This window comes from Sagittula sp. MA-2, from assembly GCF_030126985.1.
Lineage (GTDB): Bacteria > Pseudomonadota > Alphaproteobacteria > Rhodobacterales > Rhodobacteraceae > Sagittula.
In genome coordinates this window covers 4,619,247-4,634,264 of the sequence record NZ_CP126145.1, presented here as the reverse complement: position 1 = coordinate 4,634,264, position 15,018 = coordinate 4,619,247, and the positions used below count along the sequence as shown (strand labels likewise).

General features: G+C 66.1%; 12 protein-coding genes. 4 read left to right on the top strand and 8 right to left on the bottom strand.

The window, feature by feature from the left end:
• Window positions 1–164 precede the first annotated feature (164 nt).
• The 3 genes from mutT to QNI11_RS22490 all read right to left on the bottom strand — a co-directional run bounded on the left by mutT (window position 165) and on the right by QNI11_RS22490 (window position 2,871).
• Window positions 165–563: an 8-oxo-dGTP diphosphatase MutT gene (gene mutT, locus QNI11_RS22500; RefSeq protein WP_100928890.1), complete on the bottom strand. Its 399-nt coding sequence runs from the start codon at window positions 561–563 to the stop codon at window positions 165–167.
• Window positions 564–661: 98 nt separating this feature from the next.
• Window positions 662–1,879 carry a bifunctional glutamate N-acetyltransferase/amino-acid acetyltransferase ArgJ gene (argJ, locus tag QNI11_RS22495; protein WP_100928889.1) on the bottom strand — a complete coding sequence of 406 codons (1,218 nt, stop codon included), beginning with the start codon at window positions 1,877–1,879 and terminating at the stop codon, window positions 662–664.
• A gap of 2 nt (window positions 1,880–1,881) precedes the next feature.
• The gene (locus tag QNI11_RS22490) at window positions 1,882–2,871 is read right to left on the bottom strand and encodes a peptidylprolyl isomerase (protein ID WP_283981874.1); all 990 of its coding nucleotides are present in this window, start codon (window positions 2,869–2,871) and stop codon (window positions 1,882–1,884) included.
• A gap of 170 nt (window positions 2,872–3,041) precedes the next feature.
• Here QNI11_RS22490 and secA point away from each other — a divergent pair, with 170 nt between their 5' ends.
• The 3 genes from secA (at window position 3,042) to QNI11_RS22475 (ending at window position 8,656) form a co-directional block, all read left to right on the top strand.
• A complete protein-coding gene (gene secA, locus QNI11_RS22485) occupies window positions 3,042–5,768 on the top strand; it encodes a preprotein translocase subunit SecA (protein ID WP_283981873.1) in 2,727 nt (908 codons plus the stop codon).
• A 195-nt stretch (window positions 5,769–5,963) separates the two neighbouring features.
• Window positions 5,964–7,076 (top strand): translocase, encoded by a 1,113-nt coding sequence (locus tag QNI11_RS22480; protein WP_283981872.1) that lies wholly within the window; start codon window positions 5,964–5,966, stop codon window positions 7,074–7,076.
• 23 nt (window positions 7,077–7,099) lie between these two features.
• Entirely contained in the window at window positions 7,100–8,656 is a 1,557-nt protein-coding gene (locus QNI11_RS22475) for a phosphate ABC transporter substrate-binding/OmpA family protein (RefSeq protein ID WP_283981871.1), read from the top strand.
• Between the two features lie 14 nt (window positions 8,657–8,670).
• Here QNI11_RS22475 and radC read toward each other — a convergent pair whose 3' ends face one another.
• The 4 genes from radC to dnaK all read right to left on the bottom strand — a co-directional run bounded on the left by radC (window position 8,671) and on the right by dnaK (window position 13,476).
• Window positions 8,671–9,435 (bottom strand): DNA repair protein RadC, encoded by a 765-nt coding sequence (gene radC, locus QNI11_RS22470; protein WP_283981870.1) that lies wholly within the window; start codon window positions 9,433–9,435, stop codon window positions 8,671–8,673.
• 35 nt (window positions 9,436–9,470) lie between these two features.
• Entirely contained in the window at window positions 9,471–10,106 is a 636-nt protein-coding gene (locus QNI11_RS22465; RefSeq protein WP_283981869.1) for a DedA family protein, read from the bottom strand.
• A gap of 198 nt (window positions 10,107–10,304) precedes the next feature.
• Window positions 10,305–11,450: a molecular chaperone DnaJ gene (dnaJ, locus tag QNI11_RS22460; RefSeq protein ID WP_100928882.1), complete on the bottom strand. Its 1,146-nt coding sequence runs from the start codon at window positions 11,448–11,450 to the stop codon at window positions 10,305–10,307.
• A 100-nt stretch (window positions 11,451–11,550) separates the two neighbouring features.
• Window positions 11,551–13,476 carry a molecular chaperone DnaK gene (dnaK, locus tag QNI11_RS22455; protein ID WP_100928881.1) on the bottom strand — a complete coding sequence of 642 codons (1,926 nt, stop codon included), beginning with the start codon at window positions 13,474–13,476 and terminating at the stop codon, window positions 11,551–11,553.
• A gap of 243 nt (window positions 13,477–13,719) precedes the next feature.
• Between dnaK and QNI11_RS22450 the strand changes: the two genes are divergently transcribed.
• On the top strand, window positions 13,720–14,319 hold the full coding sequence (locus tag QNI11_RS22450; protein WP_100928880.1) for an alpha-ketoglutarate-dependent dioxygenase AlkB: 600 nt from the start codon (window positions 13,720–13,722) through the stop codon (window positions 14,317–14,319).
• Window positions 14,320–14,403: 84 nt separating this feature from the next.
• Here QNI11_RS22450 and QNI11_RS22445 read toward each other — a convergent pair whose 3' ends face one another.
• Window positions 14,404–15,012, bottom strand: coding sequence for a COG3650 family protein (locus QNI11_RS22445; RefSeq protein WP_283981868.1), 609 nt, complete (start codon window positions 15,010–15,012; stop codon window positions 14,404–14,406).
• Window positions 15,013–15,018 lie beyond the last annotated feature (6 nt).

The window sequence follows — 15,018 nt, the reverse complement described above, 5'->3', positions numbered from 1 at the left end:
CAGATGACCCAGCCGAATATACCGTAACCGGACAAAATTACTATCTTCTAAAGTCACAGAAATGACACGTTTCCGCGGGTTTATTGTGCACGCAGGAAACGATTAGGTGAATTTTTCAACTTTCATACCGAAAATCCACCTTAACCTGTGGACAAACCGGAACCTTACAACCAGTCGCGGAGAATCGGAATCAGCGGGATATCGGCCGGTGGCATGGGGTAATCCTTGAGTTGCTGCGCCCGCACCCACTTCAGCGCCTGGTTCTCCTTGCCCTGCACCACACCCTTCCATTTCCGGCAAGCGAACAGCGGCATCAGGAGGTGGAATGTCTCATAGGTGTGGGAGGCGAAGGTCAGCGGCGCAAGGCAGCTGTCCCAGGTCTCGATCCCCAGTTCCTCCTGAAGTTCGCGGATCAGGGCAGCCTCCGGCGTTTCGCCGGGTTCGACCTTGCCGCCGGGAAATTCCCAGAGGCCGGCCATCGACTTGCCCTCAGGGCGCTGTGCGAGCAGCACGCGCCCGTCGGGGTCGATGAGAGCTACGGCGGAAACGAGGACGATCTTCATGGGCGGCGCTCCCTTTGGCGCAAGCTCGTGAGGGGCCAGCCCCCCACGAGTCCGAGGTATTTCGGCCAAGATGAGGGAGCGGGCGCCGTTTCGGTGGATTACGAGCGGTAATCGGCGTTGATGGTGATGTAGCCGTGGGTCAGGTCGCAGGTCCAGACGGTGGCGGTGCCGGTGCCCAGGCCGATGTCCACGTTGATCGGGATCTCTGCCTGCTTCATCACAGCCGCACCCTGTTCCTCGGCGTAGCTTTCGGCGACCCAGCCCTTTTCCGCGACAAGCACATCGCCGAAGCGGATGGTCAGCCGGTCGCGGTCCGCGGCGGCGCCGGACTTGCCCACGGCCATCACGATGCGGCCCCAGTTCGGGTCCTCACCTGCGATGGCGGTCTTGACCAGCGGCGAGTTGGCGATGGACAGGGCATGTGTGCGGGCGTCGGCATCGGTGGCCGCGCCCGTCACGGTGACGGTCACGAACTTGGTGGCGCCCTCGCCGTCGCGGACCACCTGGTGGGCGAGGTCGCGCATCACGTCCTCCACCGCCGCAGCGAAGTCGGCATTGCCGGTCACATCGACGCCGGAGGCCCCCGTGGCCCCCATGATAAGGGAGTCGGAGGTGGAGGTGTCGCTGTCCACGGTGATGTTGTTGAAGGTGCGGGCGTTGGCCTCAGACACGATTTTCTGCAGGTCGGCGCGGCCGATCTTCGCATCGGTGAACATGTAGACCAGCATGGTCGCCATGTCGGGCGCGATCATGCCGGAGCCCTTGGCGATCCCGGCGATCTTCACGGTCTTGCCGCCCACCGAAACCTCGGCAGAAGCGCCCTTGGGGAAGGTGTCGGTGGTCATGATGGCCGCCGCCGCGTCGGAGATGCCCTCTGCCGAGAGGGCGGAGACCGCTTCGTCGAGCTTCGCGATGATGCGGTCATGCGGCAGCGGGACGCCGATCACGCCGGTCGAGGCGGTAAAGACGCGTTCCGCCGGGAGGCCGGTGGCGGCGGAGACTGCCGCGCAGATGGCCGCGACCGAGCCGTCGCCGGCCCGGCCCGTGAAGGCGTTGGAGTTGCCGGAGTTCACGAGGATCGCAGCACCTTCACCGCCCTCGCCCGCCAGCTTGGCCTGGCAGTCGAGGACCGGGGCGGAGCGCGTCGCCGAGCGGGTGAAGACCCCCGCCACGACCGAGCCCGGATCGAGCACGGCCAGCATCACGTCGGTGCGGTTCTTGTATTTCACCCCTGCCGCAACGGCAGACAGGCGCACGCCCGCGATGACGGGAAGGTCCGGAAAGGTTTCCGGGGCAAGCGGGGACTTCGGCGGCATTCTCAGTTCTCCAGAAGCTGCGTCTCGGACAGGATCGACGGATCGACGGTGCCCTGCGGCATCCGGGTGACGTCCATCTGCCGCATCAGCGAGTCGATGTGTTCTTCTACCTTATCCTGCTGGATCTGCTGCACGATTTCCGCGCGCACCGTCTCGAGCTCCGGCGCTTCCTGGGTCCGCGTCTCGTTCAGCTTGATGACGTGCCAGCCGAACTGGGTCTCCACCGGTCCGGTGACGTCGCCGGGGGCAAGCGATTCAACCGCCACCTGGAAGGGCTCCACCATCATGCCGGCACCGAACCAGCCCAGCGAGCCGCCGTTGGGGCCGGAGGGGCCGGTCGACTTCTCGCGCGCGACGGTGGCGAAGTCGGCACCGCCCTTGACCTCGGCCAGCACTTCCTCGGCGGCCTCCTTGGTTTCCAGAAGGATGTGCGAGGCGTTGTATTCCTTGCCCTGCTCCACGTCGACGTAGTCGCGCTGGTAGATCGCAAGCACCTCTTCCTCGGTCACGGCGCGATCTGCCACGGTGGTGATCGCCACAGCCGCCAGCAGCGAGCGGCGCTCGTTCTCCATCGACAGCCGGACGAGGTCGGTCTCCTCGGCGTCCTTGGACTGCGAGAGGACCTCCTGCTGGATCAGCTGCTGCAGCAGTCCGTCCCAGAGCTGGGCGTCGGGGATCTGCTGGTACTGCTGCGGTAGGCTGGCCTTGGCGACCATCATGTGACCGACGGTGATGTCGGTGCCGCCCACCGTCGCCACGACCCGCCCGAGGTCTTCGGCGGTGAACGGGGCGGCCTCCTCGGCCGGCTCTTCAGCGGCCGCGCCTTCGGCCATCATGCCGGAGCCCTGCCCGGTCGCATCCATCGAGTGGCCTTCGGTCGTGGTTTCCTGTCCCTGTCCAGCGCTTTCCGCCGCCGCGGGCATCGCCAGCGTCAGCGCAAGCAGCGCCGTGCTGAGCGTGAGAGTGACCCGACCTTGCGTGGTTTTAGACATACCGTCCTCCTGATGCCTGTCCCGTGATAGCGGGCGGCGTTGACACTTTCCGGCCTGCCGACTACATGCCGCAAGGGCCCTGCGTGGCCGGTCTCCTGGCCTGTCATATGGGCTCGGTACGAGGCGGGCAAGCAGATGCCGCACACGAAACCGGGAACAGGTAACCAGGCATGTTGGGAAAAATCGCGCGCAAGGTGTTCGGAACGCCGAACGACCGCAAGATCAAGACCACCCGCCCGCTGGTGGAAAAGATCAACGCGCTGGAGCCCGAGTTCGAGAAGCTCGACGACGCCGGCCTGATCGCGAAAACCGCCGAATTCAAGGAACGCGTGGCGAAGGGCGAAAGCCTTGACCACATCCTTCCGGAAGCCTTCGCCAACTGCCGCGAGGCCGCGAGGCGGGCGCTTGGCCTGCGCGCCTTCGACGTGCAGCTGATGGGCGGGATCTTCCTGCACCAGGGCAACATCTCCGAGATGAAGACCGGCGAGGGCAAGACGCTGGTGGCCACCTTCCCGGCCTACCTGAACGCGCTGACCGGGCGCGGCGTGCACATCGTCACGGTGAACGACTACCTCGCCACGCGCGACGCCGAATGGATGTCGAAGGTCTACAACGCGCTCGGCATGACCTGCGGCACGGTCTATCCGCGCCAGCCCGAGGACGAGAAGGCCCAGGCCTACGCCTGCGACATCACCTACGCGACGAACAACGAGCTGGGCTTCGACTACCTCCGCGACAACATGAAGTCGGAGCTGAACCAGATCCACCAGCGCGACCATTACTACGCCATCGTCGACGAGGTGGACTCCATCCTGATCGACGAGGCGCGGACGCCGCTGATCATCTCCGGCCCCTCCGAGGACCGGTCCGAGCTTTACATCTCCGTCGACAAGCTGATCCCCGAACTGGTGGAAGAGCATTACGAGGTCGACGAGAAGACCCGCAACGTGACCTTCACCGACGAGGGCAACGAGTACCTCGAAGAGCACCTGCACGCCCGCGGCCTGCTGCCGGAGGGGCAAACGCTCTACGATCCGGAATCCACGACCGTCGTACACCACGTCAACCAGGCGATCCGGGCGCACAAGCTGTTCCAGAAGGACAAGGACTACATCGTCCGCGACGGCGAGGTCGTGCTGATCGACGAGTTCACCGGCCGCATGATGGCGGGGCGCCGCCTGTCGGACGGCCTGCACCAGGCCATCGAGGCCAAGGAAGGGCTGGAAATCAAGCCTGAGAACGTCACGCTGGCGTCGGTCACCTTCCAGAATTACTTCCGTCTTTACGACAAGCTGGGCGGCATGACCGGTACGGCCGTGACCGAGGCCGACGAATTCATGGAGATCTACGGCCTGGGCGTCGTCGAGGTCCCGACCAACCGCCCGATCGCCCGCATTGACGACGACGACAAGGTGTTCCGCACCGCGCGCGAGAAGTACGCCGCCATCGTCGAGGAGATCGGCGAGGCGCACAAGAAGGGCCAGCCGGTTCTCGTCGGCACCACCTCCATCGAGAAGTCCGAAATGCTGAGCCGCATGCTTCAGGAAGTCGGGCTGAAGCACAATGTCCTGAACGCCCGCCAGCACGAGCAGGAGGCGCAGATCGTCGCCGATGCCGGCAAGCTGGGTGCGGTGACCATCGCGACGAACATGGCGGGGCGCGGCACCGACATCAAGCTGGGCGGCAACGTCGAGTTCAAGGTGATGGAGGCCATCGCCGCCCACCCGGACCGCAACCCCGACGAAATCCGCGCCGAGATCGAGCAGGCCCACGCCGCCGACGAAGGCGCCGTGAAGGAGGCCGGCGGTCTCTTCGTGCTGGCGACGGAGCGTCACGAAAGCCGCCGCATCGACAACCAGCTCCGCGGCCGTTCGGGCCGTCAGGGCGACCCGGGCCGCTCCTCCTTCTATCTCTCGCTCGAAGACGACCTGATGCGGATCTTCGGCTCCGACCGTCTCGACAACGTGCTGGGCAAGCTCGGCATGAAGGAAGGCGAGGCGATCGTGCACCCCTGGGTGAACAAGTCGCTCGAACGCGCGCAGGCGAAGGTCGAGGGCCGCAACTTCGACATCCGCAAGCAGCTGCTGAAGTTCGACGACGTGCAGAACGACCAGCGTAAGGTGATCTTTGCCCAGCGGCGCGAGATCATGGAGGCGAAGGACCTGTCGGAGATCGTGACCGACATGCGCCACGACATCATCGACGAGCTGGTGGATACCTACTGCCCGCCCAAGACCTACGCCGACCAGTGGAACATGCAGGGCCTTTACGCCGCCTGCATCGAGAAGCTGGGCGTCGACGCGCCGGTGATGGCATGGGGCGACGAGGACGGCGTCGACCAGGATGTGATCGCCGAACGGCTGCGTGACGAGTCCGACAAGATCATGGCCGAGAAGCAGGAAGCCTTCGGACCGGAGACCATGCGCTCCATCGAGAAGCAGGTCCTCCTGCAGACCATCGACAAGAAGTGGCGCGAGCACCTTCTGACGCTGGAACACCTGCGTTCCGTCGTGGGCTTCCGCGGCTACGCGCAGCGCGACCCGCTGAACGAGTACAAGACCGAGGCCTTCCAGCTTTTCCAGAACCTGCTGGAAAGCCTGCGGGAGACGGTGACCGAACAGCTCGCACAGGTCCGCCCGATGACCGAAGAAGAGCGCCAGAAGATGATGCAGGAGCTGCGCCAGCAGCAGGAGGCGATGCAGCGCGCGCTCAAGGCCCGTGCCGACGCGGCCTCCACACAGGCGGCCCTGCCGGACGAGAACGCCACCGCCCCCGACGGCGCGGCGCCCGCGTTCGACGAGACCGATCCGACGACCTGGGGCAACCCCGGCCGCAACGATCCCTGCCCCTGCGGTTCGGGCAAGAAGTTCAAGCACTGCCACGGCAGCCTGACCTGACCCGAGTCGCAAATGGTTAAGAAAGGGGTGTCCGTGACCCACGGGCACCCCTTCGTTTCTTGCATTATCCCGTGACAATTCCTTAATTTTTTCGCCAAATAGGTGAAACGCCGCGATCTGTCCGCCTTGCAGCCCAACGATGGCCACGTTTCCGAGCGATTTTCGTCCCCGACCCTAAAGGACAGGAGCCAAGGAATGTCCAAGCTGCTGGAACTGACGAAAAACCACAAGAAGAGCCTCGTGCTTGGCGGCGTCACCCTGTGTTGTGCGCTGGGGATCGGCTACATCATGCAGTACGGCGTGGCCCTGCCCGGCCAACAGCAGGCGCTGGCCCCCACCGGGCAGCAGATCGCTGTGACCGGCGTGACCCCCACATCCTCCGGCAACATCGGCGCCGCGCGCTCCCCGCTGGCCGAGGACATGGGCACCACCGGCCCGGCCCCCGTGACGCTTGCCGCCGCCCCCGCTGTTGCCGCGATGCCCGGTGTCATGACCGGAATCCCGGCGATGGCACCCCGCGCCCCCGAGCCCGAGGTGGAAGCGGAGGCAGTGATCACCCTTGCCGCCGCCGATGACCGCGACATGGAAACCCTCCCCGCCCCTTCGCGGGAACCGGCCCCCGTGGCGTCCTGCGACATCTCCATGACAGCCGCTGCGACCGCCGGCGCGATGGTGGACCTCACGCTCTCCGCCCCCTGCAACGCATCGGAGCGCGTGACCCTGCATCATCACGGCATGATGTTCACAGATGTGACCGACGCTGACGGCACCCTGAACGTGACCGTTCCGGCGCTGGCGGAAAACGCCCTCTTCATCGCCAGCTTCGCCTCCGGCGACGGCGCCACCGCGATGACCGAGGTGTCTTCCCTGCCGTTCTACGACCGCGTCGTGGTGCAGTGGAAAGGCGATGCCGGTCTTGGCCTGCACGCCCGCGAATTCACCGAGGACTACTTCGGCCCCGGCCACGTCTGGTCCGGCGCGGCGGGCGACCTCGGCTCTGCCGCGAAGGGCAACGGCGGCTTCATGACGGTGCTCGGCCATTTCGATGCCCCCGATGCCCTGCGGGCGGAGGTCTATTCCTTCCCCACCGGCACGGCACAGCGCAGCGGCGACGTCCGCCTGACCGTCGAGGCAGAAATCACCGCAACCAACTGCAACCAGCCGGTCGAGGCGCAGACGCTCGAACTGCGGGGCGACGCCAAGCTGCGGACCCGCAACCTGACGCTCGACATGCCCGACTGCACAAGCGCCGGTGACTTTCTTGTGTTGAAAAACCTCGTCGAAGACCTGACAATCGCCGCGAGGTAACGGCAAGCCTGACGAGGACCTTCATGACGATCAGACGTGCGGCGGTTTTCGCCGCACTTTTCCTTTTCATGCAGGTCGCCTCGGCGTTTGCACAGGACATCGTGCTGCGGTCACGCGACGGCTCCATCGAGCTGAGCGGCAACCTCCTGGGCTTCGACGGCGAATTCTACCGCATCGACACCCAGTTCGGCGTGCTGACGGTGGACGGCTCCGGCGTGAGCTGTATCGGCATCGGCTGCCCCTCCCTTGTCGACTATGTGGCCGAGATCGAGGTCTCCGGCTCCGCCACCATCGGGCGGGTCCTCCTGCCCGCCCTGATCGAGGCCTTCGCCCTGCGCAACGCCATGTCGGCAGAGCGCACAAAGGTCGACGACACCCATTTCCGCTACGACCTGACCAGCGACGACACCGGCAAGACGGTGGGGCGGTTCCACGTCCACGTCTCCAACACCGACGAAGGCTTTGCCGACCTTCTGGCGGACGACGCCGACATCGTCATGGCCCTGCGCGAAATCCGCCGGGAAGAGGCCCGCCGCGCGCGCGAGGCGGGGCTGGGCGACCTGACGCTCTCCACCCGCTCGACGGTCCTCGCCCTAGACGCGGTGGTGCCGATCGTCGCGCCGGGCAACCCGGTCGACTCTCTGTCCATGTCCGATCTCGTGGCCATCCTGTCCGGCAGCCAGTCGAACTGGCAGGCTTTCGGCGGCCCCGACGCCCCGATCACCGTGCACATGCGCGACGAGGCCTCCGGCCTCGCGCAGGGCATCGAGGACCGGCTGCTGCGGCCCGCCCGCGCGACGCTCGGCCCCGCAAGGCGGCACCGCTCCAACACGGCCCTGGCGACGGCGGTGACGCGCGATCCCTTCGGCATCGGGCTGGCCAGCTTCTCCGACATCGGCAACGCCAAGGCGCTGGACCTCACGGGGCCTTGCGGCTTCCAGATGCGCGCCGCGCGCCGCGCCGTGAAGACCGAGGACTATCCGCTGACCGCCCCGGCCTTCCTCTACGTGCCTGCCCGGCGGCTGCCGGCGCTGGCGCGGGACTTCCTGCGCTTCACCCGCAGCCCGCAGGCCCAGATCGTCATCCGCCGCGCCGGTTTCGTCGATCAGGCCGCGGAGGAGATCAGCGCCGACCTGCAGGGCGACCGCCTGTCCAACGCCATTCTCACCGCGCAGGGAGAGGGCGGCCTGACCACCCTCAAGCGCCTGACCGGCACGCTGGTGCCCATGCGCCGCCTGACGACCTCTTTCCGGTTCGAGACGGGCTCTTCCCGGCTGGATGCGCAGTCCCGCTCCAACGTGCTGCAACTGGCGCACGATCTGGAGGCCGGGCGTTATGACGGGCGCAAGCTGCTGTTCGTCGGCTTCTCCGACGGGGCCGGGCCTGCGGATGCCAACCTGACCATCGCCCGCCGCCGTGCCGAGGCGGTGAAGGCCGCTGTCGAGGTCACCGCCGAAACCGCCGACCTCAGTCGCGTGGAACTGGCCCTCGATGCCTTCGGAGAGGCGATGCCCATGGCCTGCGACGACACCTCCTGGGGGCGGCAGGTGAACCGGCGTGTGGAAGTCTGGGTGAAGTGACGCCCTGACGCGGCCTAAAGCAGCCCCTCCGACCGGAAGCTCAGCTCCCGTGATTTGCCGATCACCAGGTGGTCGTGCAGCACGATGCCCAGCACCTCCGCCGCCGCCTGTATCTGCGCCGTCATCTCGATGTCCGCCGACGAGGGCGTCGGGTCACCCGATGGATGGTTGTGCACGAGGATCAGCGCCGAGGCGTTCAGTTCCAGCGCCCGCTTGACCACCTCGCGCGGGTAGACCGGGACGTGATCCACCGTGCCGCGCGCCTGCCGCTCATCCGCGATCAGCACGTTCTTGCGGTCGAGGTACAGCACCCGGAACTGCTCGATCTCGCCATGGGCCATGGCGGTCTGGCAATAGGCCAGCAGTGCGTCCCAGCTTGACAGCACCTGCTTCTGCATCACCCGGGACCGGGCCAGCCGATGGGCCGCCGCCTCCACGATCTTCAGCTCGCAGACCACCGCCTCCCCCACGCCGCTGACCTCTGCCAGCCGGGCGGCGGGGGCCGACAGGACGCCGTTGTAATCGCCGAAGACCTCCAGCAACTGCCGCGCCAGCGGTTTCACGTCGCGGCGGGGGATCGCCCGGAAGAGCACCAGTTCGAGCATCTCGTAATCCGGCAGGGCATCCGCCCCCCCGGACAGAAAGCGTTCCCTCAGCCGGGCGCGGTGATCCTTGATGTAGGACGGCAGCTTCTCCGCCGGTGCCAGCGCGGCCAGGGGCGCCTCCTCGTGATCGAAGAGCGCCGCCTGTGAGTCGGAGAAGGATCGCGCGCGGGTCATGCTGCCAGCCTGCACCGCGCGCCGTGAACAAGTGGTTAACTCGTTTCCTCGGCCTTGCCGGAGGCTTCCTGCGGATTGCGGCGGTTGTAGGTGGCCACGCGCCAGACGTAGATCGCCACCAGCCCGACGACGACAGCCGTCGACACCGGGTCGAGCCATGCCGACACGACGTCGTAACCGCTTTCCAGCCAGTACCCCGCCATCGTCAGCGCCGTGGTCCATGCGAAGGTGCCGACCGCGCTGTAGGCCAGGAACTTGCCCCGGTGCATCCGGCGCACCCCGGCGGGAACCGAGATCAGCGTCCGCACGGTCGGGATCAGGCGCCCGATCAGCACGGCGCTGCCCTTGTGCCGGTCGAACCAGCCGTTCGCGCGGTCCAGCTCGTCCGGAGAGATCGACAGCCAGCGGCCGTGCTTGTGCGACAGGCTGCACACCCGGTCGAAACCGATCTTGCGCGCCATCCAGTACCAGAGGTACGCCCCCGCAAGCGACCCGATGCTGCCGGACACGATCACCAGCCACAACGACATGTCGCCCCGCGCGGCGTTGAAGCCGGCCAGCGGCATGATCAGTTCCGAGGGGATCGGGGGGAAGACGTTCTCGAGGAACATCAGCAGGGCGACGCCGAACGCTCCCATGCCGTCGATAAGGCTCGTGATCCAGTCGAACATCCTGTGCGCCGCTCCCCAATGACTCGGTAAATGACTCTAGGGTGAACCCCGGGTCGGTTGAAATCGTTCCAAGTGTCTCTCCTGTCGGCAATTTTCCGGCAAGACCGTCCCACAAGACAAAGGGCGGGACGGATGATCCGCCCCGCCCCGAAGATGTCACAGGACCCCGGCCGCATGGCCGGAGCAGCCCGCGGGGCCTCACCCCTTCATCGAATCCCAGAAGTTCTTGACCGAACTGAAGAAGCTGGAGCTTTCCGGGTTGTTGTCCTCGGACAGCTCGTCGAACTCCTTCAGCAGTTCCTTCTGGCGCGCGGTCAGGTTGACGGGTGTCTCCACCGCAAGCTCGATGAACATGTCACCGGCCAGACCGCCCCGGAGTGCAGGCATCCCCTTGCCGCGCAGGCGCATCTGCCGACCGGACTGCGACCCGGCAGGGATCTTCACGCGCGAACGGCCGCCGTCGATGGTCGGCACCTCGATGTCGCCGCCAAGTGCTGCCGCGGTGATCGACACCGGAACGCGACAGTGCAGTTCCGTGCCCTCACGCTCGAAGATCTTGTGCGGCTCCACCTCGATGAAGATGTAAAGGTCGCCCGGAGGGCCACCCCGCATCCCAGCCTCGCCTTCGCCGGCCAGCCGGATGCGCGTGCCCGTCTCCACCCCGGCCGGGATGTTGACCGACAGCGCCCGGTCCTTCTGGACACGGCCCGCACCGTGGCACTTGCCACAGGGGTTCTTGACGATCTGCCCCATGCCCGAACAGGTCGGACAGGTCCGCTCGACCGTGAAGAACCCTTGCGTCGCGCGCACCTTGCCCATGCCCGAACAGGTCGGACAGGTGGTGGGTTCCGATCCGCCCTCGGAGCCGGTGCCATTGCAGACACCGCACTGGACGGAGGTCGGCACGTTGATCGTCTTGGCCATGCCGTTGAAGGCATCTTCCAGGCTGATCCGCAGGTTGTAGCGCAGGTCGGCGCCGCGCGCCGCACGCTGCCGTCCACCCTGGCGGCCGCCCATGAAGTCGCCGAACAGATCGTCGAACACGTCCGAAAAGGCGCTGGCGAAATCCGCGTTGCCGTGGGCACCGCCACCGGGACGCGGACCGCCGCCCATGCCGCCATCAAAGGCCGCGTGGCCGAAACGGTCATAAGCCGCCTTCTTCTCGGCGTCCTTCAGGACGTCGTAGGCTTCGTTCACTTCCTTGAAGAGTGCTTCGCAGTCAGGGTTGTCCTTGTTGCGGTCCGGGTGCAGCTCCTTCGCCTTGGCCCGGTAGGCCTTCTTCAGCTCTTCCGCAGAGGCGCCCTTTTTGACCCCGAGCACGTCGTAATAGTCACGCTTGGACATTCAAGTCCTCCTCTCGGCCCGAACAATCTGACCCTCGGTCAGAACGAAAGGGCCGGCCCGGCATCCGGACCGGCCCCTTCTGAGTTTCCGGGCGCGTGCCTCAGGCCCGCTTGTTGTCGTCCAGATCCTCGAAGTCGGCATCGACGATGTTGTCGTCGTCCGACGCGGAGTTGCGGCTGTCGCCACCCATGTCCGCGTCGTCGTTGCCGCCTTCGGCCTGCGCCTTGTAGATCGCCTCGCCGAGACGCATCGCCGCTTCGGTCACGTTCTGGATGCCCGACTTCAGCTTGTCAGCCGTGACGTCGTTCTTCTCCAGGTCGTCCTTCAGCGCGGCAACCGCCAGCTCGATGGCTTCGATGGTCGACGGATCGACCTTGTCGCCATGCTCCTCGATCGACTTCTCGGTCGAGTGGATGAGGCTTTCCGCCTGGTTCTTCGCCTCGACAAGCTCCTTGCGGGCCTTGTCGCCTTCGGCGTTCTCCTCGGCTTCGCGGACCATCCGTTCGATGTCGTCGTCCGACAGACCGCCAGACGCCTGGATCGTGATCTTCTGTTCCTTGTTGGTGCCCTTGTCCTTGGCCCCAACCGACACGATGCCGTTGGCGTCGATGTCAAAGGTCACTTCGATCTGCGGCATGCCGCGCGGTGCCGGCGGGATGTCCTCGAGGTTGAACTGGCCGAGCATCTTGTTGTCGGCAGCCATCTCGCGTTCACCCTGGAACACGCGGATCGTCACGGCGTTCTGGTTGTCCTCGGCGGTCGAGAAGACCTGGGACTTCTTCGTCGGGATCGTCGTGTTGCGGTCGATCAGGCGGGTGAACACGCCACCCAGCGTCTCGATGCCCAGCGACAGCGGAGTCACGTCCAGAAGGACCACGTCCTTCACGTCACCCTGCAGGACACCGGCCTGGATGGCGGCGCCCATCGCGACGACTTCGTCCGGGTTCACACCCTTGTGCGGCTCCTTGCCGAAGAACTTCGTCACCTCTTCGATGACCTTCGGCATGCGGGTCTGACCGCCGACCAGAACGACTTCGTCGATGTCGGAGGTGGTCAGGCCTGCGTCCTTCAGGGCCGCCTGGCAGGGCTTGATCGACGCCTTGATGAGATCGCCGACGAGGCTTTCCAGCTTCGCACGGGTCAGCTTCATCACGAGGTGCAGCGGCGTGCCGCCGGAGCCCATCGAGATGAACGGCTGGTTGATCTCGGTCTGGGTCGCGCTCGAAAGCTCGATCTTCGCCTTTTCGGCCGCTTCCTTCAGACGCTGGAGCGCCATCTTGTCCTTGCGGAGGTCGACGGAGTGCTCCTTCTTGAACTCGTCCGCGAGGTAGTTGACGATCCGCATGTCGAAGTCTTCACCGCCGAGGAACGTGTCGCCGTTGGTGGATTTCACTTCGAACAGGCCGTCGTCGATCTCGAGGATGGTCACGTCGAAGGTGCCGCCGCCGAGGTCATAGACCGCGATCGTCTTGGCGTCCTTCTTGTCCAGACCGTAGGCCAGTGCGGCTGCCGTCGGCTCGTTGATGATCCGCAGCACTTCGAGACCGGCAATCTTGCCTGCGTCCTTCGTGGCCTGACGCTGGGCGTCGTTGAAGTACGCCGGAACGGTGATGACCGCCTGCGTGACTTCCTCGCCAAGGTAGGACTCGGCGGTCTCCTTCATCTTCTGCAGCGTGTAGGCAGAGATCTGCGACGGCGAGTATTTCTCGCCGCGAATCTCGACCCATGCGTCGCCGTTGCCGCCGTCGACGATCTTGTACGGAACGATGTCCTTGTCCTTCGTCACCTCGGCGTCGGTGGTGCGACGGCCGATCAGGCGCTTCACGGCAAAGACGGTGTTTTCCGGGTTCGTCACCGCCTGACGCTTCGCGGGCTGGCCAACCAGCCGCTCGTCTTCGGTGAAACCAACGATCGAAGGCGTCGTGCGCGCGCCTTCGGCATTCTCGATCACCCGGGCCTGGCTGCCATCCATGATGGCGACGCAGGAGTTGGTGGTCCCGAGGTCGATGCCAATTACCTTACCCATGTTTTCGATCCCTTTTTCAAGTTCAGGCGATACCGCGAGGCCATGGACCCGTTTCGGCATCCGCGCCCCGCATCGGTTGACGCGGGCGGTGGCCCCGCCAGCGCGTTCGGAGGGTATATAAGGAGGCCCTCCACCTTTGCCAAGCGTCCGCGAGGGGCCAATTTGCGTGGATTCGGGCCTTCCGGGACGTTCATTACGCGACAAATCCTTGGCAGATCGTTTTCAAGGCGCCAGATGTGACGCATGGAGCGTATTTCCCGCCAAGGTTTCGAGATTTTCCCCGCGGCCCTCGACCGCGCCGCCCAGGAACGGGTGGTGGCCGACGTCCGCAAGGTGCTGGAACAGGCCCCGCTTTTCCGCCCGCGCACCCGCCGCGGGCCAATGTCTGTGCGGATGAGCGCGGCCGGCCGGTTCGGCTGGATCAGTGACACGAAGGGCTACCGCTACGAGGAAACCCACCCCAACGGCACGGCCTGGCCCGCGATCCCCGACAGCATCATGGCGCTCTGGAACACCTACGCCAAAAGCCCGCGCCCGCCGGAATGCTGCCTGATCAACTGGTACGCCGAAGACGCGCGCATGGGGCTGCATCAGGACGTGGACGAACAGGACTACGACTGCCCCGTGCTTTCGGTCTCGCTGGGCGACGACGCGCTTTTCCGCATGGGCGGGGAAAGCCGCCGCGATCCCACGCGCTCCGTCTGGCTGGCGTCGGGCGACCTCGTGCTGCTCACCGGCCCGTCCCGCCGCGCGTTCCACGGCATCGACCGCCTGCGCCCCGGCACCTCCACGCTGTTCCCCGACGGCGGACGGCTGAACCTGACCCTGCGCGTCGTCACCTGAGTTGCACGGACACGGGCCGCGGTTTGGAGGGTGGGCCGCTGGTGCCCACCGGGGCACCAGTCGGGGCGCCCGTAAAGTGGCGGCTCACTCGCCCAGCGTGCAGCAGCCCGACAGCACCCGCCGCCCCTCGCCGGACAGCACCACGGACACATCCAGCCCGAAGGCCCGGTCCGACATGCCGTCGTTGCAGGCCGCGCGCTGGATGATCGCCGTGACCGCACCCGCAGGCCCGCTGCCGTCCACCAGATATTTCTCCAGCGGTGAAGGCATCCGGCTCAGCCCGCCGATACCGTAACCGTCGCCCTCCATGTTCTCCGGCGAGGTCAGGACCGCCGTCGCGCCCGGCGCGATCCGCAGGTTCCAGAACGGCTCCGTCCCGAAGCAGCCAAGCACGCCGGCCTCGGCCAGCGTGCCACCCGGCTCCGCCTCCAGGAACCGAAGGGAAGCCCAGCCCGCCCGCTCACCTGCGTTCACCAGGCCCCAGCCGCCCTCTGTCCGGACAACCTCGACCCCGGTCGCACCGGGCGCCAGCGTGCCCACGATCTCCGTATCCGCCGCAGGCCCCGCGCGCACGTTCAGCACGTCGTCCGCCGCCACGCCGGTCACCCGGTGCAGCGCCGGAAGCGACCCGTCCTGCGCCGCGGCCGAAACCACCGTCCAGAGCGTCACCAGAATTGCCAGAAATCCGCGCATCGTCCC